Source organism: Vagococcus changpingensis, from assembly GCF_058211775.1.
Map to the genome: position 1 here is coordinate 102359 of NZ_JBYVZB010000001.1, position 20412 is coordinate 122770.

Genomic DNA, 20412 nt, shown 5'->3' on the forward strand with positions numbered 1-20412 from the left:
TAAATAAAACATGATATGATATTCAAGTGTCAAGTGTGATACTTGAATATCTAATTTATTTCGGAGGGAAACATAATGCGCGTAAATATTACTTTAGAATGTACAGAATGTAAAGAAAGAAATTATCTTTCAAACAAAAACAAACGTAACAATCCTGAACGTTTAGAAGTTAAAAAATATTGTCCACGTGAACGTAAAGTGACGTTACACCGTGAAACAAAATAATAGTTTTATATGATTGCTGTATCCCTTGCGCACCAAAGGGTACAGCTTTTTTTATTTTCAAAAAAATTTTTTGACGTAGATGGGGATTAAAAACCAAAGTGCTGAATCAGTGTATTTATGTTTTTTTTTTTTTCGGTCTGTGATGTTATATGAGTGTACGTATCCAGTGTCATAGAGATATCAGAATGACCCAATCTGTGTTGTATTTCTTTTGGATTCACACCACTTTCAAATAACAAGGTTGCATGGGTATGTCTAAAGCCGTGCAATCCAATACAAGGTAAACCAGCATACTCAGCCAGTCGTCTTGACCTACCATTAATATTAGGGTGAGTGGTTACTTTGCCTTTCCAATCAGAAAAAACTAGATTTTGTTTGTTTTTTACACCATATTGTAAGAAAAACTTTGCTTGTTCTATTTTCCATTTTTTTAATATGTCTACCGTTTCTTGATCTAATGAAATTGTTCTCACGGAACTGAATGTTTTAGTAGTAGAAATTATAGAGCCATTTTTTTTGTAATTGTGTAAAAAATGGCAATTTAGTGAAACTTTTTTTCGATAAAAATAAAAAATCATAAAAAAACTTATTTTATTAGTTGATATTGAACAGAAAACGCTTGCTTTTTTAGAAAAAGACAATTATAATATCGTTATAGAAACGTTTCACTAAAGGATGCTTAAGGAGAATCAGTATGAAAAAATGGAGAAATATATGCTTATTAGGTATAACGTTATTAGCAGTAGGAAGCATGATGACAGCATGTGGTAGTAATAAAGAAAGCAAATCTGATGAATTGGTTTTTTGGAATATGGGAGATGGAGATGAAGGAATCAAGCCCATTGTTGAAGAATTTACAAAAGAGACAGGAATTCAAGTTAAAATTCAAAGTATTCCTTGGTCAACGTCAAGGGATAAACTTTTAACAGCAGTTGCTTCGAAACAGGGTCCAGATGTTGTACAAATGGGAACAACTATGATGAGTGAATTTGTAGATGCAGGGGCTTTATTGGATATTACTGACGAGGTCAATAAAAGTGAAACCATGAAACCTGATAATTTTTTTGATGGTTCAGTTGCAACGACTAAATTCGACAATAAATACTATGGTGTTCCATGGTATACAGAAACTCGTGCCCTATATTATAGAAAAGATCTACTAGAAAGTGTTGGTTATAAAAATGCTCCTAAAACATGGGAAGAATTAGAAGATGCAGGTAAAAAATTAGCAAATCGAGGTGAAAATAAATATGGATTTGGAGTAGAACAAAAAGAGCCAACTTTTGGTTTTATGTTTGCTCGTCAAAATGGTTCTGAACTATTCGATAAAGATGGTATGCCGGTGTTTAATAAGCCAGACATGGTCGATGCATTGAAATATTTAGATAATATGGTACAAGATGGTATTTCACCTAAAACTGATTTAGGATTAGAAATAGGTCAAAGTTTTGGGGGAGAAGGAATTATTCCTATGTTCATTAGTGGTCCCTGGATGATTAACAGTATTAAGGAAGCTGCTCCAGATTTAGATGGCAAATGGGGAGTGGCAGAGTTACCGAAAGGTCCAAAAAATAATATGTCAGTAACGGGAGGTGCCAATTTATCCGTATTCGGTACTTCTAAGAAAAAAGAAGATTCAATGAAATTGATTGAATATATTACTAAAAAAGAAAATCAAACAAAGTATTTTGAAGATACCAACTCATTACCAACTAATAAAAATGCGTGGAATTCAGATGTATTTACCAGTGATCCGCTAATTTCAGTATTTGGAAAACAATTAAATAACTCTCAACCAATGCCTTTAATGAAGCAGTGGGATGAAATTTCTCAGAACTTCTTGAAGCAATGGGAACAGGTACTAGTAAAAGGAGAAAATATCCAAAAAGCAATGGATGAATTGAATAATCAAACCGTTGAACTAATTAAATAATAAATGTAAAAGGAAATCACAATCAGCATCTGAATGGCTCTATATTATATAAAGAAAGTGAATTAGTATAAGTGTATACAATTCTATTTCACTTTCTTATTTTTAAGGAGGGAAAATAAGTGAGAAAAACAAAAGCACCATATTTCTTTATTGCTCCAGCAGTTACATTATTATTAATTTTTTCAATTATCCCTATTTTTATTGCAGTAATTATTAGTTTTACGGATTTAAGTTTAGCAGGATTAGCAGATTTTTCTAGGATTAACTTTGTCGGATTAGATAATTATTTTAATATCTTTACAGATAAAACGTTTGGTCAAGCGATGTTAAATACTGGATATTATGTACTTATTGGCGTACCTTTGGTTATTATTTCTTCATTGGTTTTAGCTATTATGATCAATTTTGGGGAAAATAAGTTTTTCTCATTTATGCGTTTAGTTTTTTATAGTCCTTCAATCACTAATACTGTTGCAGTCTCTGTCGTTTGGATGTATTTATATAATCCAACAATTGGTTTATTAAATCATTTGTTGTCATATTTAAATGTTGCGCCCGTTATGTGGTTAACGGACCCTAGTACTTCGAAACTGTCATTAATAATTATAGCTGTTTGGAAAGCGATTGGTTTGAATATGTTAATATTTCTAGCTGCTATTCAAGGGATTCCAAAAGAATATTATGAAGCCGCAGAGATTGATGGTGCAAGTAAATGGCAACAAATAATAAAAATTACCGTTCCTTTATTAAAGTTTTCAATTTTCTTTGTGACTATTACCACGTTGATAGGTTGGTTCCAATTCTTTGATGAACCATTTGTAATGACAAAAGGAGGTCCATTAGATAGTACGTTATCAGTTGCATTATTTATTTACCAAAGTGGATTCCAATATAATAAATTTGGTTATGCTGCAGCAGGATCTGTAATCTTATTTGCGGTCATTATTTTAGTAACTAGTATTCAAATGAAACTTCAAACAAAGCAGAAAGAAAATGAAGAATAAGGAGAAAATTAAATGAAATCACATAAAAATGCTCAAATGAGTTTTAAGGTTTTTATCGGTATTCTCCTAGGTGTTATGGGAATAATGACTTTTTTTCCTTTCCTATGGATGATTTTTTCTTCATTCAAAACGAATGCAGAAATTAACGAAATCGTTCCGACACTATTACCAAAAAATCCAACTCTCGATAATTTTAAAGAACTATTCATTAGGTTAAATTTTGGAGTTTATTTAAAAAACACATTAATAATTACTGCATTTTCTTTTGTAGGACTACTATTGAATGCGATGGCTGGTTATGGTTTTGCTAAATATGATTTTAAAGGAAAAAACAAGCTTTTTTTAATGGTGTTAGCAACAATGATGATTCCAGGTCAAGTAACAATGATTCCAGTATATTTACTGCTAAATTCCGTAGGTTTAACTAATACTTTATTAGGGATTATATTACCTGGTTTAGCAGGTGCTTTCGGTATTTTTCTTTTTCGTCAGTTTATGAGTAACATTTCCAATGAAATGATAGAAGCAGCTAGGTTGGATGGCGCAAGTGAATGGTATATCTTTTTTAAGATCGTGTTACCAGTAAGTCGCCCAATTTTAGCTGTGCAAGGGATTTTGACATTTATTGGTGGTTGGAATTCATTTTTATGGCCATTGATTGTTGCAAATGATGAAAAATACTATACATTATCAGTTGGATTACAATTACTACAAGGTCAACACGGTACAAATTATGCTTTACAAATGGCTGGTGCAACATTTATGGTTATTCCAATTTTGATTGTATTTTCAATTTTCCAAAAGTATATTTTACAAGGATTCAATATTTCTGGAATGAAATAGGGGAACGATTAGTTATCGAAATATAAAGGGGACACTTGCATGAAAATTGCTACATATAATTACGAGTTGATACAGACTACGATCAGGATTGGAAGTGGAAATATCGTGCAGGAAAAGTATTGAATTTGATTAGTTGTCATAATTGGGATTTATTCTGTGTTCAAGAAATTCGTCCTAACCAAATAACAGATTTAAAAAAATTAAAAGAGTATACATCACTGACAGCTAAACGCGATGGGAATGGCTTAGGTGAAGGAATAGGAATTTATTTTAAATCAAAGCTATTTTCACTAGTGGAATCAGGTTTTTTTTGGCTATCACTGACCCCTGACAAACCTAGTATTCATCCAGAATCAGAGTATTCTCGTATTTGTTTATGGACTATATTAGAAAATGCAGATGGGAACAAGTTCTTATTAATTAATACTCATTTGGATAACGTTTCAGAAACGGCCCGTTATGAAGGTATGAAAATAATTATTGATTATTTATTAGAAAAAATTATTTGCTATCCAACGATTATGATGGGAGATTTTAATGCTAAACCAAATGAGAGAATTCATTATTATCTTGAAAGGTTATTTGTAAATATAAAAGAACACTCTCAAGAAGGGCATATTGGACCTAAAGGATCATATCAAAATTTTGATTATACAATGACTTGGGATGAATTAGAAGAAATTGATTATATTTATACTAAAAGATTTTTTACTAAAAAAACTAGCTGCTTGACGGATTCTTGTGATGGACGATTTCCTTCCGATCATTTTCCGTTAGAGGCAGAATTACTAATTGAGTGAAAAGGTGGTTTTTTAATGGAAACTAGCAAATTAAATGAATTATTAGAAAAAATGACAATCGATGAAAAAATAGGGCAATTGCTTCAATTAGCTGCAGAATTTTATTCTGAAAAAGCTGAAGAAAAAACAGGACCTATATCAAATTTAGGGTTATCGCATGAAAATATCAATAATGCAGGAACGACACTAGGAGTTTCAGGGGCTTCGGAAGCCATCCGTGTGCAAAAAAAATATATGGAGAATCATCGTTTAGGTATTCCAACTATATTGATGGCTGATATTATTCATGGTTATCGTACGATTTTCCCAATACCTTTAGGTATAGGTAGTACTTGGGATATAGATGTGGCTAAAAAGGTAGCAGAAATTTCTGCAAAAGAAGCCGCAGTTTCTGGTCTACATGTAACTTTTTCGCCTATGGTAGACTTGGTTCGTGACCCTCGTTGGGGACGTGTTATGGAGTCGACAGGAGAGGATCCATTTTTAAATAGCAGCTTTGCTGAAGCTTTTGTAAAAGGTTACCAAGGTGAAAATCTAAAAAATGATTTTTCTCGTATAGCTGCTTGTGTAAAGCATTTCGCAGCTTACGGAGCAGCAATTGGTGGTCGCGATTATAATACAGTAAATATGTCAGAAAGACAATTACGAGATAGTTATTTACCAGGATATAAAGCTGCATTAGATGCAGGTGCGAAACTTGTAATGACATCTTTTAATACTGTTGATGGAATTCCTGCAACGGGAAATAAATGGTTGTTTAGAGATGTGTTGAGAAAAGAATTTGGTTTTGAGGGAGTTGTTATTTCTGATTGGGGTGCAGTGGAAGAACTAATACCTCATGGTGTAGCTGAGGATAAAAAACAAGCAGCTGAGCTTGCTATTAAAGCTGGTGTAGATATTGAAATGATGACAACCTGTTATACAGAAAATCTAAAAAATTTAATTGAAGAAAAAATAATTGACGTATCTTTATTAGATGAAGCAGTCTTACGTATCTTAACATTGAAGAATGATTTAGGCTTATTTGAAAATCCTCATCGAGGCGCAGATGAAGAATTAGAGAAAGAAGTTATTTTATCAAATGAACATCGTGAAGTCGCGAAAGATGTTGCTAGAAAATCTATGGTTTTATTAAAAAATAATGGTATTTTACCTTTAAATAAAACAGAAAAAGTAGCGATTATTGGACCAGCCGCTAATTCGAATGACATACTAGGGGTCTGGTCATGGCAAGGAAGAAAAGAAGAAGCTATCTCCTTAATTTCAGGAATTGAAAAGTTAGGAGCGCAGTATGTAGCAGGAAAAGAAGTTTTTGACTATTTTACACCTAGCTTAGTGGCAATCGAAGAAGCTGTTACTTTAGCAAAAACAGTTGATAAAGTGGTATTGGCATTAGGTGAAAAGGATTGGATGAGTGGTGAAGCCTCTAGTAGAAGTGATATTCGTTTACCACAAGCACAATTAGACTTATTTAAATCAATATTAAAAGTTAACAAAAATATTATTGTTACCTTATATAATGGACGTCCTTTAGATTTACAAGGAATAGACGAAGCTAAAGCAATTATTGAAGCTTGGTTCCCAGGTACAGAAGGAGGAGCGGCTCTAGCTGAAATTTTATATGGTGAATATAATCCAAGTGGTCGTTTGAGTATGTCTTTTCCTGAAACTGTAGGACAAATTCCAGTTTATTATAATTATGATAATACAGGCAGACCTTATGTTCTTAATACAGATGAAAAATATCAAAGTAAGTATTTAGATGTATCAAATTTTGCAAAATATCCATTCGGATTTGGTTTGAGCTATAGTAATTTTGTTTATAGCAAATTTGAGTTAGATAAAAACGAGCTAACATCTGATGGAATTATTCAAGCCTCTATTCTTGTTGAAAATAAATCTGATAAATCAGGAGAAGATATTGTTCAGCTATATATTTGTGATAAAGTTGGAGAAGTAGTTCGTCCTGTAAAAGAATTAAAAGACTTTAAAAAAGTTTGTTTAGACGCACATGAGAAAAAGAAAGTTATTTTTAAAATTACAGAAGATTTATTACGATATGTCCATAGCGATCAAACATATTCAAGTGATGGCGGAGTGTTTGAAGTAATGGTTGGTTCAAGTAGTGTAGACGTACAAACCCAAGAATTTAAATTAGTGAAATAGAGATAGGGAGATTTATATGGCTCACAATAAACGAATTTTTAAAAAGAATGGAACAGCAGTCTCATTTTTAGAAACAGGAGATATCTATGAAATTAGCAATCAAGAAATAATGATTAATCAATTACATGGAAATTATATTGATGGTAGCTGTAACCAATTGTACTTAAGAATTTATGAAAAAAATGGAATACAAAGCGTACCAATGATTGGCTCAAACTCGACGAGTATTTTATATTCTAGTGATGAGAGTTTATTTTGGGTAGGGGAATTTTTAGGTGTTTCTTATCGTGTAGACTTTTTAATGTCATCTTCTGGAACTTGGTTCTGGCAAATAAAGTTAAAAGGTTCAAATCAAAAAGTAGATATAGTTTATGGACAAGATATTGGATTAGCAACACAAGGAGTTGTTCAAGCGAATGAAGCTTATGTATCTCAATATATAGACCATTATGTTACTAAAGAGAAAAATAAAATTATTATAACTTCTAGGCAAAATCAACCGCAAGCAGGAAAATTCCCAGTGATTGAACAAGGAAGTCTGAATAATCTAATTGGGTTCTCTACAGATGGGTATCAGTTTTTCGGACGAGAATATAAAGAAACCAACAAACCTAAAGCACTATTCCAAAAAATATTAGACAATGAAGTTTATCAGTACGAATTTGCATATATTGCTCTACAGACTGAAAAATATTCTTTAACAGAAGATGAAAAAACAGTAGTGTTTTATGGGGTAGCGATTTCGAATCAAGAGTTAGCAATTGAAACACCTATTGTATCTCAAGAAGATATTCAAAAAAGATATGATGAGTTAAAATGTTCGTCAAAGTCACCTGAAAAAATAGTAAATACGAAGAAAATTGGATTTCCTATAACAGGTAAATCTTTATCAGATAAAGAAATTAATTCATTGTTTCCGAAACAAAACTTAGTTGAAAAAAAAGAAGGAAAAGTTCTATCTTTTTTTACAGATAATTATCATCATGTTGTGTTCAGAGAAAAAGAAATAGAAATGGAACGCGCTCATGGACATATTTTGATAAGTGGAACAGATTTAACTATCGATAAACCATTATTAAGCACAACTGTTTATATGTATGGGATATTTAATTCCCAAATTGTATTAGGAAATACTAGTATGAATAAATTAATGAGTAATAGTAGGAACTCATTAAATATTATGAAACAATCTGGTCAACGTATTTATCTTAAGGAAAATGACCAATGGCGAATTTTAACAATGCCATCTGCATTTGAGATGGGATTAAACTCAGCTACATGGTATTACAAATTAGATAATGATATAATTAAGGTTGTAACATATACGTTGTGTGACACAAAAGAAATTCGTACAGTTATAACAAGTCTAAATAAAATGCTCTATACATTTGCAGTTACGAATCAATTAATAATGAATGATGAGGAAGAAAACCCGACATATGAGATTGTTAAAGATGCTGAATTAGTAACAATAAAGTCTACAAATGATTCAGTTATTCATGAAGAATATCCTGATTTGACATATTATTTCTTAATAGATAAGCCGTTTGCTTTGACTGATGAAGGGGTGTTTTTATCAAATGAGTCGCCAAAAGTATTAACAACTTTTGTTATTGAGAATCAAACAGAATTTTCAATACATATACAAGGAACATTATTTGGAGATCCTTATCAAAATTTATCAACAACACTACAAACTGAAGATACGCACTATATGATGTTTATTAATAATTTATTGAATAATTTTTTATTAATACATGAAAAATATTCAATGGATTCAATGAATATTTTATCTCGATGGTATACACATAATATGTTGATACATTACTTATCTCCACATGGATTAGAACAGTATGGAGGTGCAGCTTGGGGAACTCGAGATGTTTCGCAAGGACCTACTGAATTTTTCTTAGCCGTAAATAAACCCGAAATTGTCTGTTCTATTATAAAAAATGTATATGCAAATCAATTTAAAAATGATGGAAACTGGCCTCAATGGTTTATGTTTGATCGTTATGAAAAACAAAAAGCAGATGAAAGTCATGGTGATGTTATTGTTTGGCCAATGAAAATAGTTGCGGATTATTTAGCTAAGACGAAAGATTTTACCATATTAGATGAAAAAATTCCTTATACAGATAGAGATACATATTTAAAAACATCCCAAACTTATACTTTATTTGATCATATCAAAAAAGAGATTAAATTCATTGAAGATAATTTTTTAGAAGGTACCTATCTATCCTGTTATAGTGATGGTGATTGGGACGACACATTACAACCCTATGATAGTAAATTAAAAAAACACATGTCAAGTAGTTGGACAGTTGCTTTGACCTATCAAGTTATCCATAAACTAAGTGGTTTACTTAAGGAATATGATCAAGCTTACGGTAATCATTTGGAAGAACTAGTAGAAAATATCAAACAAGATTTTCAAAATTATATTTTGTCAAGTGAAACGATTCCTGGTTTTGTTTATATGGAAGATAGTAGTCATGTGGAAAATATGATTCATCCATCCGATCAAAGAACAGGTATTAAGTACCGTCTGTTGCCGATGACACGTAGTATTATTGCCGAGTTATTAACAAAAGAACAAGCAGAACATCATTATAAAATTATTAAAGAAAACTTACAATTTCCGGATGGGGTACGATTAATGAATCGTCCAGCTACTTATAAAAGTGGCGTTAGCACAAATTTTAAACGTGCTGAGCAAGCTTCAAATTTTGGTCGTGAAATTGGGCTACAGTATGTACATGCGCACATTCGCTTCGCTGAGGCAATGGCTAAATTAGGAAAAACTGATGAAACATGGCATGCTCTAAATGTGATAAACCCAGTTCAAATTAAAGAATATGTAAAAAATGCTGAAATACGTCAATCAAATGTATATTTTAGTAGTTCAGATGGTGATTTTAAAACGCGTTATGACGCGCAAGATAATTTTTCTAAATTAAAAGATGGTAGCGTCGGAGTAAAAGGTGGATGGCGTATTTATTCTAGTGGACCAGGTATTTATTTGAATCAATTATTGACAAATATTTTAGGTGTTCGTGAAGATGCTGAACGAGTAGTTTTTGATCCAATTTTACCAACGAAGTTAGATGGATTGAAGATGAAATACCAGTTGTTTGGCAAAGATATTTGGATAATTTTCCACTTAAATACGAATCAATCGAAAGTTATGATTAATGGGAAAAAAGTTAATACAATATGGGAAGAAAATCCTTATCGATTAGGAGGATTGGATGTTAGTCGAGAAGAGTTACTGACTAATTTGAATAAAAAGGAAAATATATTAGAGATTTATTGTTAGGGGGTGAGACAGCATGGTAGGGATTAAAGATATTGCAAAAAGAGCAGGAGTGTCAATTTCGACTGTTTCTTATGCATTGAATGGTAGTCCAAAAGTCACGGAAAAAACCAGAGCAAGAATACAAGCAATTGCCGATGAATTGGACTACGTTCCTAACATGGCTGCTCGGACGCTGAAACGAAAGCAAACAAATATAATTGGTGTTTACCTAGCGGATTATGGGGGTAGTTTCTATGGAGAACTCTTAGATGGGATAAAGAAAGGATTAGAAACTTACGATTACGAAATGATTGTTTGTAGTGGTAGTAAATCTCATTTGTTTATTCCTGAACGAATGATTGATGGAGCGATTATTTTAGATTGGACATTTAATAACAAAGAGATAAATCAGTATGCCGATCGTGGGCATTATTTGGTAATATTAGACCGATTGATTTCGCATAAAAATGTTCGCAAAGTATTATTAGATAATAAAGGTGGAGCAACTTTAGCAATCGAGAGAGCAATTAAGTGTAAAACTAAAAAAATGTTTTTGATATCAGGACCAAAACAAGGATATGATAGTCAAGAAAGATTGCAAGCAAGTACTAAAGAATTGGAACTTTTTGGTATCGATTATGAAATTATTTTAGGGGATTTTACAGAACCGTCAGGGTATCGAGCGGCAAAAGCAATTATGGAAAGAAAACCTAAAATTCCTATTGATATTTTTGCATTTAATGATGAGATGGCAGTTGGAGTTTATAAATATTTTAAGGAAACACCTTATAAAATTGGGGAAGATATTCGCTTGATAGGCTTTGATAATATTGAAATAAGTAGTTTTGTACAGCCAAGATTGGCAACGATATCTTATTCAAAACAGCGTTGGGGAATGCTGGCTGCTGAAAAAATAATTAATCTGATTAAAGGTGAAGAAACTGAAGATGAACATATTTACACTAGTTTTATTGAAGGTGGTTCATTCTCAAAAAGCAATGAATCTTAAAGCCATTTTTTTGAATTAATGAATCTAAATAAAACTTGAAGAGGAACAATTATGAAGAATTGTTCTAAGGAAAAGAGATATGACTATAGAATCATAATGTCTTCATGATTATTAAAGCCCCTTTATCAACAACTGGGGGCAAAAGTTAAAACGTCTATCACAATTTTTCTTATTCGTTTTGTATCGTTGATAATACTCAAGGATAGATGATGCGTGATAGACATTATAAATAGTCTGTCTAGAGCGTTTCAATTGTTTAGCGACAGAAATTACTTTCTTCTTTTGATAGTAGTATAATTCTATTAAAACGAGTTCGGATGTAGTAAGTTATGTATAGGTCAATTGTGATTGCTCTTCTTGTTTTCTTTTGTCGGAAATACAATTTGAGTGTATCACAAATGATTTTTTTTAGTTGTCTAGCTTAATTTTACAATCGATGTTTAAATAAAAAAGTCGTGTTAATAGATGCAATCGCTATTTTAAACAATTCTTAGTTAGAATTGACAATACAAAAGAACGTTGAGAGTTTTATTTATGAAAATTAATTAGCTTCTTTTGAAAGGTTTTTCAATGGGCTAGTTTACGATATAATTAGGTAAATCACAAAAAAACAATGCTTAAGTGGTTTTGGAATAGGTCTTGGAGTAGGTATGGAGAAGATAAAAATGAATTTAAAAAAGACGCTGAAACAATATGTGGTTTTCATGTGGATTATGTGTTTTATTTTTTTGATTTTGGGGATTATTTCTTTAATAAAAACTCACTACTTAATTGGTATTGTTGTCCTAGTAGGCAATAGTTATTTACTAAAAACAATATTAGGATTAAACAAAGAGATAAAACATTTAGATGAATAAGTTTTATGGCAATAGGAAAAAAAGTAGTTCTTTCATAAAACCCACTTCCTTTCTCTAGTTATTATTTATTATTTGGGTATTTTATTACCTTGGTGATTAATGATATCGTACCTTACTAAACTTAAAATAAACTAAAAAAATAAAAAATAGCCACTTTATTTTTAAAAAATATGATGTATTAAATGAAAACGTTCATTATTGGAGGTAACTATGAAAAAACGTTATTTAATCATTGTTTTATTTTGACTGTTTCTTTTAGTTGGATGCGGTAATAAAACAACAGGGGATAAAGCCTTATATGGTGAAGTGAAGAATGCTTTGATGACTAAAATTGATGGATATGACATAGAGAAGAAAAAAGAAGTCAAGGAAGACTATGGTCTGGATAAAAAGAGTCTTGATGAGCTATCATTGGCTATTTACGATATCAAAGGTCGTTATGTTGGAGTAATTGAATTATCTTCAGATGATACTGAATATTTTTATTACAGTGTTAAAAAGAAAAAAATTGTGACAAAAATTGATGAAACTATTTTGCCACAAGACTTGGAATCTTTCACACCAATCTATAGTCAAAACAATTTTAATTGACAATGTCCATTAAATTCCCTAAAATAACAGAAATACACATAAATGGGGGAATATTATGAAAAAGATTATAGGGATTTCAGCTAATGAAGTGGTTGATGCAGGAGAAACATTGCATCATTTACCAATTTCGTATTTACCGGCCGGCTATGTTCGTGCAGTTCAAGAGGTCGGAGGAACTCCCCTTGTTTTACCAATTAGTCAACCTAAAGAAGCTAAAACTTATATTGATTTGGTTGATAAATTAATTTTGACTGGAGGACAAAATGTCTCACCATCGCTTTATTCCTCTAATCAATCGAGTGAGGCCTTTTCTTTATTAGAAAGAGATTTATTTGAAATAGCTCTTATAGAAGAAGCGATTAAGCAGAAAAAACCTATTTTTGGTGTGTGCCGTGGCATGCAGTTATTGAATGTCTACTTAGGCGGAACTTTGCATCAAGATTTAAGTTTGCGTCAACCAGAACCAATCCGCCATATGCAAGCCCCTATTGAACGATGGATTGCTACACATGATATCTTCTTTGAGAAGGATAGTGTTTTAACACCCATTTATGGTGCAAAAGCCACAGTTAATTCGTTTCATTTTCAAAGTATCAACAAAATTGGCAATGATTTGAAAATAACAGCAGTCAGCGAAGATGGTGTGGTAGAATCAATCGAATCATCTTCCGATAATCATAAAATACTAGGTGTACAGTGGCATCCAGATTTTTCATATAATGTAAATGATAAAGAAAAAGGTGTATTTGATTTTATTGTCAATTCATTTTAAGTTTATTTTACTTTTATTAGTTGACAAGTGACGTTTTTTTTTTTAAACTGATAACGGAATAAATCGTACAGATAACACAAGGTTAACTTGTGTCGATAGAGAGGCGAAATTTATCTTTAAGGATAAGTTTCGCTTTTTTTATGGAAAAATGGAGGGAATTTTTATGTCAGAAAAGAAATTTCATGTTAATTTAGCTGTTCTAGCAACTGGTATGATGGCTTTTTCGGGAGTGTTAATTGAAACAGCAATGAACGTGACGTTTCCAACGTTAATGGAAGATTTTAGTATTTCAACATCACAAGTACAATGGGTGACAACCATTTATCTGTTGATGATCTCAATCGTTGTACCACTATCATCTTATTTAATTAAAAATATCAGTCGTCGTAAGTTGTTTACGGTTTCAAGTATATTATTTTTAGTTGGTGTTGTGGTTGATGCTTTTGCTGGTGGGTTTATCACGCTACTTGTTGGGCGAGTACTTCAAGGGATTGCCACAGGGATTGCATTGCCATTAATGTTTAATATCATTTTAACAAAAGTTCCAATGGAAAAAAGAGGAATGATGATAGGAATTGGTAATTTAACAACATCAATTGCCCCAGCGATGGGACCCACATATGGTGGAGTCCTAACAACAACGCTAGATTGGACTTATATTTATAAGTTGTTGATCCCGGTTTTAATTGTATCTACATTGGTTGGTTTATATGCTATTCCAGAAGAAGACACATCAGTGAGTGATTCAATTAATGCTAAAGCCGTTCTTTATTTATCTGTGATGTTTACTGGATTATTGATGTTCTTTAGTTATTTAGAACAACCGTTAGGATGGGTAGCATTAGTGGTTGGATTAATTAGTGCATGGTTATTCTATAAAACAAATAAACAAAAAACATTGCTTAATTTAGTTGTCTTTAAAAATGCACGGTTCACTATTTATTTGATGTCATTTTTGGTTTATCAAATTCTGTTACTCGGTGTATCGTTTGTTTTACCAAACTTTATTCAAATCGTTCAAGGGGTTCCAGCATCTAAGGCGGGAATGATGATGTTTCCAGGTGCGTTAGTCGGTGCGTTATTTGCACCGATTTCAGGAAAAATATTAGATAAATTAGGCTTTAAAAAGCCAATAGGTGTGGGAGTATTATTTGCAATTTTAGGTTGGTTAATGTTAATTATGGTCATTCAAACAGGAAACATTGCCTTAATTATTTTATCTCATGTCACGTTTATGATTGGTGTTGGGTTGTCTTATAGTAATGTCATGACAGTTGGATTATCTTCTATAAAAGAAGACTTACAAGATGATGGGAATGCTGTTTTTAGTACATTACAACAATTTATGGGGGCTATTTCAACCTCATTTGTGGCTATTGTGGTTGGGTTATTCCAATCAGGAAAAAGCAATTTTATTCAAGGAACAAGTACTGGATCGAAAGTAGCATTAATTTCTCTATTTGTTTTGTTACTTGTCAGTAGTTTCTTTGTTATTAAGACATTTAAAAATAAACAAAACCTCTAATAATTTTTAGAGGTTTTTTTAACCAATATTTAATATAAAATGTGAGTTTATTATATAGATTAACTATAGTGAGTATCGTATGATATGGGTGAGGTGATGAGAAAAATGGCTTTAACAAGAAAAAAATTTTATAATGACATGACAAAAACAGAAGCTAAATTGTATGATCAATACAAACAACAAATGAAAATGGATCACCTGAAAAAAATAAAAAAAGAATTAAAAGAAATTGAGAAATCAATACAATCTATTCAACTTGATATGATAGATAAAAAATAGGATAAATTAATCATTATTTAAGTTATGTTTAAATAGTAAATTTTTTTTGATAAAATAAATAATAAATGAACGATGTACTTTCATTTAGAGAACATTGGAGTATAATGTATATGCATAAATGAAAGGGTGAATATAATTTCGATGAAAGTTGACTGGAAGCGAAACATGTATATTGCATGGATTGGTTGTTTCTTTACAGGCGCAAGTTATAGTTTGGTGATGCCATTTATTTCAATATACATTGAACAATTAGGTGCACCTAGTAATAAAGTGGAATTTTATGCAGGATTATCTATTAGTTTAACGGCGTTATCGGCTGCAATGGTTTCTCCACTGTGGGGGAGTCTAGCAGATAGAAAAGGGCGTAAGTTAATGATGATAAGAGCTGCAGCAGGAATGACCGTTACTATGGGCTCATTGGCGTTTGTTCCAAATGTTTTTTGGTTGTTATTTATGAGGTTTTGTAATGGCTTATTATCTGGTTATGTTCCAAATGCTACGGCAATGATTGCCTCCCAAGCACCAAAGGACAAAAATGGTATGGCTTTGGGAACTCTTGCTACTGGTGCTGTAGCAGGTAGTTTGATTGGCCCATCACTTGGTGGCTTATTAGCACAAACAGTGGGGATAAAAAATGTTTTCTTAGTAACAGGAAGTATTTTATTTATGACGACTTTATTAACTATCTTTTTTATCCATGAAGACTTTGAGCCAGTTGAAAAAAAAGACATGGTATCTACCAAAGAAGTTTTTAAAAGCATTAAGCATCCTAAAGTATTAATTGGTTTATTTATTACAACTGCCATTATTCAAATAGGGATGACAAGTATCAGTCCTATTTTAACACTATATGTCAGAGAACTTGGTGGAAAGACAGGTAATATTTTGTTCGTTAGTGGTTTAATAGTGTCTGTAGCAGGTGTATCTGAATTTTTCTCGGCACCATTTTTAGGGAAATTAGGAGATAGAATTGGGAGTCAATATGTCTTGTTAGGTGGATTGATCTTATCATTTTTATTTATTTTTCCTATGTCATTTGTTCAGTCGCCCTTTCAGTTAGGGGTATGTCGTTTTCTGTTAGGTTTTTCAACAGGTGCATTGATGCCGTCTGTGAATACCTTAATTAGTAAAATTACACCGATGAATGGAGTTGGACGTATCTTTAGTTTTAACCAAATGTTTACCAGTATGGGACAAGTTGCAGGACCAATGGTTGGTTCCTTTGTTGCTAATGGATTTGGTTATCGTTCGGTCTTCATTGCAACAAGTTTATTGATTTTAATGAATATTACAATTAGTTTTTTTAATTTTAAGCATCAATTATCAATACGTGAGTTGATTAATGAATTTAAGCGTTAAATAAAAAACATGTAAGAGAAAAATTCTCCTACATGTTTTTATTTTTTAGATTTTTTTGTATTGCTTGGTGCTGCCACTTCACCAATAAGCATAACAATGGCACAAGCAATTAAAGATACAATCACAGTTCCAGTGAAGTTATAATCAGTCACACCATGAAGTGCGCCACCAATATAACTAACCACTTGTCCTAATAAAATTGCCCAGATAAAAACAACAATTCTTCCCATGTTTAATGCACCTCTTTTCAAGAATTAGTTTACCAATCTTTACTTTAAAAGTAAAGGATTCCTAGATTAGTTTATAAAGAGGGAACGGATTATTATGGTATACTAAAATAAGAAAATTAATGGAGGGGTTTCATGAATTTGGGACAGTTACAAGTTAGAACAGAGTATTCATTATTATCTAGTACCAATCGCATTGAAGAACTTGTGTATGAAGCTAAAAATCGTGGCTATACAAGTTTAGCAATAACAGATATTGATACCCTTCATGGTGTCGTTATTTTTTATCAAGAATGTTTAAAACAACACATCAAACCTATTATTGGAATGACGTTAACCTATAAAACAACAGAAGAAACGGAAGCAGAGATCATACTTCTAGCTAAAAATCTGTCTGGATATCATCATTTAATGAAAATTGCAACAAAAAAGTCGATGACTGAAAGGCGAGAATCCTTTTCGTTAAGGGATGCATTTCATGATTTAAATGACTTGATTGCTATTCTACCTTGGCAAAAGAATGAGTTATATCAATTGCAACAAGCGACAAGCAGTGAGCAAATGGAGAAAAGAACCATAGAATTACTAGAACTATTAAAGCACTGTGATGTTTATGGTGGTATAAATGTTTCGCGATTGAAAGAGGAAGAACGAGATTTTTGGGGTTATTATTATAAAAAATATAATCTACCGCCAGTTGCTTTACAAGATGTTCGGTATTTAAATCCTAGTGATGATTTCTCTGTCGCAGTGTTAGAACACATTGACAGTGGAGAGCTGATATCGCTTGATTTTGAACAATTATCTGGTGATTATTATTTACCTCAAGCAACAGATTTTACTAAATGGTATCATGAAAAAAATTTAGATGAGGCTTTGTCAAATATTGAAACGATTGTGTCATCCATTGATTTACAGATCCCACTACAACAGAAATTATTGCCAAGTTTTCCAGTTCCAAATAATGAAAAGGCTGATACCTATTTACGTAGATTATGCCAAGAGGGGTTATCATGTCGCTTAAATGGTCAAGTGAATGAAACGTATCAAGCACGTTTGAATATGGAGTTAGACGTCATTCATGAGATGGGATACGATGATTATTTTTTAATTGTGTGGGACGTGATGAAATATGCTAGAGATCATCATATCGTGACTGCCTGTCGTGGATCAGCTGCAGGATCTCTTGTGTCTTATGTATTACAAATAACCAATGTTGATCCGATTCAGTATCAGTTATTATTCGAACGATTTTTAAACAAAGAACGTTACACCATGCCTGACATTGATATGGACATACCTGATAATAGACGGGAAGAATTACTTCAATATGTTAATCATAAATACGGTAAAAACCGTGTTGCGCAAATCGCTACGTTTGGTACTTTAGCAGCAAAAATGGCTGTTAGAGATGTGAGTCGAGTTTTTGGTTTGTCACAAAATGAAGCGAACAAATGGGCAAATGCTATTCCAAAAGATTTGAAGATTACATTAAGTGAAGCATATGATAAATCAAAGACGTTACGCGAATTAGTAGGGCATTCCTACAAAAACAAATTATTATTTGATACGGCAAAACGGATTGAAGGGTTACCTAGGCATGTATCGACTCATGCGGCAGGAGTCGTGATTAGTGATCAAGATTTAACAAACTTAATTCCATTACAAGAAGGAAACAATGGTATTCCATTAACGCAATTTGCTATGGGAGAAGTAGAAGAAATTGGTTTATTAAAAATGGATTTTCTAGGATTGAGAAATTTATCTATTATTGGAAACGCCTTGTCATCTATCGAATATCAGACAGGTAGGCCCTTGTCTTTAGAAGATATCCCTTTAGACGATGACAAAACGTTGGAACTATTTAGACAAGGAAATACTGTTGGTGTGTTTCAATTTGAATCAAAAGGAATTAAGAATGTCCTGCGTAAATTAGGACCGACATCTATTGAAGATATCGCGTCAGTGAATGCCCTCTATCGTCCTGGACCAATGGAAAACATTGAGACGTTTGTTAAGAGAAAAAAAGGTATTGAAGCAATTCATTACCCACATGATAGCTTGAAAGACATATTAGGCTATACATATGGCGTGATTGTTTACCAAGAACAGGTGATGCAAGTAGCTTCAAAAATGGCAGGATTTAGTTTGGGAGAGGCAGACATTCTACGCCGAGCGATTAGTAAAAAGAGTAAAGACGTACTTGATACTGAGCGAGAGCATTTTGTCAGTGGGGCAGTGGGACAAGGCTATACAAAAGACGTCGCAATGCAAGTGTACGATTACATTGAACGTTTTGCTAATTATGGGTTTAATCGGTCCCATGCGGTAGTTTATTCAGTTATTGCCTATCAGATGGCTTATTTAAAAGTGCATTACCCAACCGCATTTTTCCAAGCTATTTTGCACTCAGTAAAAAATAATCCAGCAAAAATGACTGAATACATCGTAGAAGCAAAAGAGGCTGGTTTAATCATTATTCCTCCAGATATTAATAAAAGTGAATACAGTTTTACCTTTTATAAAGGGTCAATCATCTATGGTTTTTCTTCAGTTAAAGGGATTCGTAAAGATTTCATTCAACACATGTTGACAGTCAGAAAAGAAGATGGCCCGTTTAAATCATTAGAAAATTTTTTAATGCGTTTGAATGGCAAGTGGTTAAAGAAAGCGAATATTTTACCATTAATCTATATTGGGGCATTTGACAGATTGCATCAAAATCGTAAACAATTAATGATTGACCTAGATAGTATGATACAAAATATTGAATACAGTGGTGGTAGCGCAGATTTATTAGATGTGTTAACCTTGAAGAAGGAAATATGTGAAGATTTTACTGTGGAAGAAAAATTAGAGCAAGAAGTTGACTATTTAGGTACCTATGTGTCTGCTCATCCGGTTGATTTTTATACAAGTAAATTAGTTAATCTTCCTATAGTAAAAGCTAAAGATTTGTTGGCAAATCAAGAAGTGACAGTATTACTTTATTCATCTAGTATTAAAAAGATACGTACCAAAAAAGGTGAATCCATGGCATTTTTAGAAGGAACTGATCAAACTGGAAAATTATCTGTTACATTGTTTCCGGCTATTTATCGAAGTGTACAATCTATCCTTAGTGAACATGAGGTGTATGTTGTTCGTGGTAAGGTAGAAAAAAGTAAGTATAATCAAGAATGGCAAATTATAGCCAATACAGTTGAATTAGCTAAGGATATGGAAGGCATTATGAAATGTTTCATAAATATAACACCTGAAAATGACAAAAACCAATTGTTAGCAGATTTACAAAGTGTGTTATTATCACATCATGGTGAAAATCCTGTTATTTTAGTATTTCGTCATAAAGGGAAAAACACCTTGCTAAACCAAGCATATTGGGTAAATAATACACCAGACTTAATGAAAGAAGTCCATTCTTTATTAGGTGAAGGAATGATCATATTTAAGTAACCTGTTTCTTAAAAAAACATTAGAAGAAAAAATGTATTTTCAATTTTTTTTCAATTTTTACAGGA

16 protein-coding genes and 2 pseudogenes are annotated in these 20412 nt (G+C 32.2%); 15 read left to right on the forward strand and 3 right to left on the reverse strand.

All coding sequences use genetic code 11. The annotated features are described in order from the left end of the window. Positions 1 to 75: 75 nt before the first annotated feature. Positions 76 to 225, forward strand: a complete 150-nt coding sequence (gene rpmG, locus AC37UB_RS00585) for a 50S ribosomal protein L33 (RefSeq protein ID WP_071457069.1) — start codon at positions 76 to 78, stop codon at positions 223 to 225. Positions 226 to 311: 86 nt separating this feature from the next. Here the strand turns inward: rpmG and AC37UB_RS00590 are convergent, their stop codons facing one another. Beyond that, positions 312 to 803 (reverse strand): site-specific integrase, encoded by a 492-nt coding sequence (locus AC37UB_RS00590; RefSeq protein ID WP_490685369.1) that lies wholly within the window; start codon positions 801 to 803, stop codon positions 312 to 314. Positions 804 to 919: 116 nt separating this feature from the next. Between AC37UB_RS00590 and AC37UB_RS00595 the strand changes: the two genes are divergently transcribed. The 7 genes and pseudogenes from AC37UB_RS00595 to AC37UB_RS00625 all read left to right on the forward strand — a co-directional run bounded on the left by AC37UB_RS00595 (position 920) and on the right by AC37UB_RS00625 (position 11281). Then, positions 920 to 2158 (forward strand): sugar ABC transporter substrate-binding protein, encoded by a 1239-nt coding sequence (locus tag AC37UB_RS00595; protein ID WP_490685143.1) that lies wholly within the window; start codon positions 920 to 922, stop codon positions 2156 to 2158. 119 nt (positions 2159 to 2277) lie between these two features. Beyond that, complete coding sequence (locus tag AC37UB_RS00600; protein WP_490685144.1) at positions 2278 to 3162, forward strand: carbohydrate ABC transporter permease; 885 nt, start codon at positions 2278 to 2280, stop codon at positions 3160 to 3162. Positions 3163 to 3174: 12 nt separating this feature from the next. After that, entirely contained in the window at positions 3175 to 4005 is an 831-nt protein-coding gene (locus tag AC37UB_RS00605) for a carbohydrate ABC transporter permease (RefSeq protein ID WP_490685145.1), read from the forward strand. A 39-nt stretch (positions 4006 to 4044) separates the two neighbouring features. Next, positions 4045 to 4805, forward strand: a pseudogene (locus tag AC37UB_RS00610) (endonuclease/exonuclease/phosphatase family protein). A 15-nt stretch (positions 4806 to 4820) separates the two neighbouring features. Next, positions 4821 to 6971 carry a glycoside hydrolase family 3 N-terminal domain-containing protein gene (locus AC37UB_RS00615; RefSeq protein ID WP_490685146.1) on the forward strand — a complete coding sequence of 717 codons (2151 nt, stop codon included), beginning with the start codon at positions 4821 to 4823 and terminating at the stop codon, positions 6969 to 6971. A 16-nt stretch (positions 6972 to 6987) separates the two neighbouring features. Next, entirely contained in the window at positions 6988 to 10293 is a 3306-nt protein-coding gene (locus AC37UB_RS00620; protein WP_490685147.1) for a GH36-type glycosyl hydrolase domain-containing protein, read from the forward strand. Between the two features lie 13 nt (positions 10294 to 10306). Then, positions 10307 to 11281 carry a LacI family DNA-binding transcriptional regulator gene (locus AC37UB_RS00625; RefSeq protein ID WP_490685148.1) on the forward strand — a complete coding sequence of 325 codons (975 nt, stop codon included), beginning with the start codon at positions 10307 to 10309 and terminating at the stop codon, positions 11279 to 11281. Between the two features lie 153 nt (positions 11282 to 11434). Here the strand turns inward: AC37UB_RS00625 and AC37UB_RS00630 are convergent. After that, a pseudogene (locus AC37UB_RS00630) lies at positions 11435 to 11584 on the reverse strand (IS30 family transposase); the annotation flags it as partial. Positions 11585 to 11946: 362 nt separating this feature from the next. On the opposite strand from AC37UB_RS00630, the gene AC37UB_RS00635 reads away from it, so the two are divergent. From AC37UB_RS00635 to AC37UB_RS00660, 6 genes are all read left to right on the forward strand, one after another. After that, positions 11947 to 12138, forward strand: coding sequence for a hypothetical protein (locus AC37UB_RS00635; RefSeq protein WP_490685149.1), 192 nt, complete (start codon positions 11947 to 11949; stop codon positions 12136 to 12138). A gap of 321 nt (positions 12139 to 12459) precedes the next feature. Beyond that, positions 12460 to 12729, forward strand: a complete 270-nt coding sequence (locus AC37UB_RS00640; RefSeq protein WP_490685150.1) for a hypothetical protein — start codon at positions 12460 to 12462, stop codon at positions 12727 to 12729. A 52-nt stretch (positions 12730 to 12781) separates the two neighbouring features. Beyond that, entirely contained in the window at positions 12782 to 13501 is a 720-nt protein-coding gene (locus tag AC37UB_RS00645) for a gamma-glutamyl-gamma-aminobutyrate hydrolase family protein (RefSeq protein ID WP_117972117.1), read from the forward strand. Positions 13502 to 13664: 163 nt separating this feature from the next. Beyond that, positions 13665 to 15026: an MFS transporter gene (locus AC37UB_RS00650; RefSeq protein WP_241698904.1), complete on the forward strand. Its 1362-nt coding sequence runs from the start codon at positions 13665 to 13667 to the stop codon at positions 15024 to 15026. Between the two features lie 105 nt (positions 15027 to 15131). Next, positions 15132 to 15305, forward strand: a complete 174-nt coding sequence (locus AC37UB_RS00655; protein WP_158559330.1) for a hypothetical protein — start codon at positions 15132 to 15134, stop codon at positions 15303 to 15305. A gap of 141 nt (positions 15306 to 15446) precedes the next feature. Next, positions 15447 to 16664, forward strand: a complete 1218-nt coding sequence (locus tag AC37UB_RS00660) for a multidrug efflux MFS transporter (protein ID WP_241698905.1) — start codon at positions 15447 to 15449, stop codon at positions 16662 to 16664. 38 nt (positions 16665 to 16702) lie between these two features. Here the strand turns inward: AC37UB_RS00660 and AC37UB_RS00665 are convergent, their stop codons facing one another. Beyond that, entirely contained in the window at positions 16703 to 16894 is a 192-nt protein-coding gene (locus AC37UB_RS00665) for a YjzD family protein (protein ID WP_117972120.1), read from the reverse strand. 132 nt (positions 16895 to 17026) lie between these two features. Between AC37UB_RS00665 and dnaE the strand changes: the two genes are divergently transcribed. Further along, positions 17027 to 20347, forward strand: coding sequence for a DNA polymerase III subunit alpha (dnaE, locus tag AC37UB_RS00670; protein WP_490685151.1), 3321 nt, complete (start codon positions 17027 to 17029; stop codon positions 20345 to 20347). Positions 20348 to 20412 lie beyond the last annotated feature (65 nt).

What these genes read in the sequence shown, in the direction of transcription:
- AC37UB_RS00660 (WP_241698905.1), top strand. Translation starts at nt 15,447, where the DNA reads ATGAAAGTTGACTGGAAGCGAAACATGTATATTGCATGGATTGGTTGT.
- AC37UB_RS00615 (WP_490685146.1), top strand. Translation starts at nt 4,821, where the DNA reads ATGGAAACTAGCAAATTAAATGAATTATTAGAAAAAATGACAATCGAT.
- AC37UB_RS00590 (WP_490685369.1), bottom strand. Translation starts at nt 803, where the DNA reads ATGATTTTTTATTTTTATCGAAAAAAAGTTTCACTAAATTGCCATTTT.
- AC37UB_RS00620 (WP_490685147.1), top strand. Translation starts at nt 6,988, where the DNA reads ATGGCTCACAATAAACGAATTTTTAAAAAGAATGGAACAGCAGTCTCA.
- AC37UB_RS00655 (WP_158559330.1), top strand. Translation starts at nt 15,132, where the DNA reads ATGGCTTTAACAAGAAAAAAATTTTATAATGACATGACAAAAACAGAA.
- AC37UB_RS00605 (WP_490685145.1), top strand. Translation starts at nt 3,175, where the DNA reads ATGAAATCACATAAAAATGCTCAAATGAGTTTTAAGGTTTTTATCGGT.
- rpmG (WP_071457069.1), top strand. Translation starts at nt 76, where the DNA reads ATGCGCGTAAATATTACTTTAGAATGTACAGAATGTAAAGAAAGAAAT.
- AC37UB_RS00650 (WP_241698904.1), top strand. Translation starts at nt 13,665, where the DNA reads ATGTCAGAAAAGAAATTTCATGTTAATTTAGCTGTTCTAGCAACTGGT.
- AC37UB_RS00625 (WP_490685148.1), top strand. Translation starts at nt 10,307, where the DNA reads ATGGTAGGGATTAAAGATATTGCAAAAAGAGCAGGAGTGTCAATTTCG.
- AC37UB_RS00665 (WP_117972120.1), bottom strand. Translation starts at nt 16,894, where the DNA reads ATGGGAAGAATTGTTGTTTTTATCTGGGCAATTTTATTAGGACAAGTG.
- AC37UB_RS00635 (WP_490685149.1), top strand. Translation starts at nt 11,947, where the DNA reads ATGAATTTAAAAAAGACGCTGAAACAATATGTGGTTTTCATGTGGATT.
- AC37UB_RS00595 (WP_490685143.1), top strand. Translation starts at nt 920, where the DNA reads ATGAAAAAATGGAGAAATATATGCTTATTAGGTATAACGTTATTAGCA.
- dnaE (WP_490685151.1), top strand. Translation starts at nt 17,027, where the DNA reads ATGAATTTGGGACAGTTACAAGTTAGAACAGAGTATTCATTATTATCT.
- AC37UB_RS00640 (WP_490685150.1), top strand. Translation starts at nt 12,460, where the DNA reads ATGACTAAAATTGATGGATATGACATAGAGAAGAAAAAAGAAGTCAAG.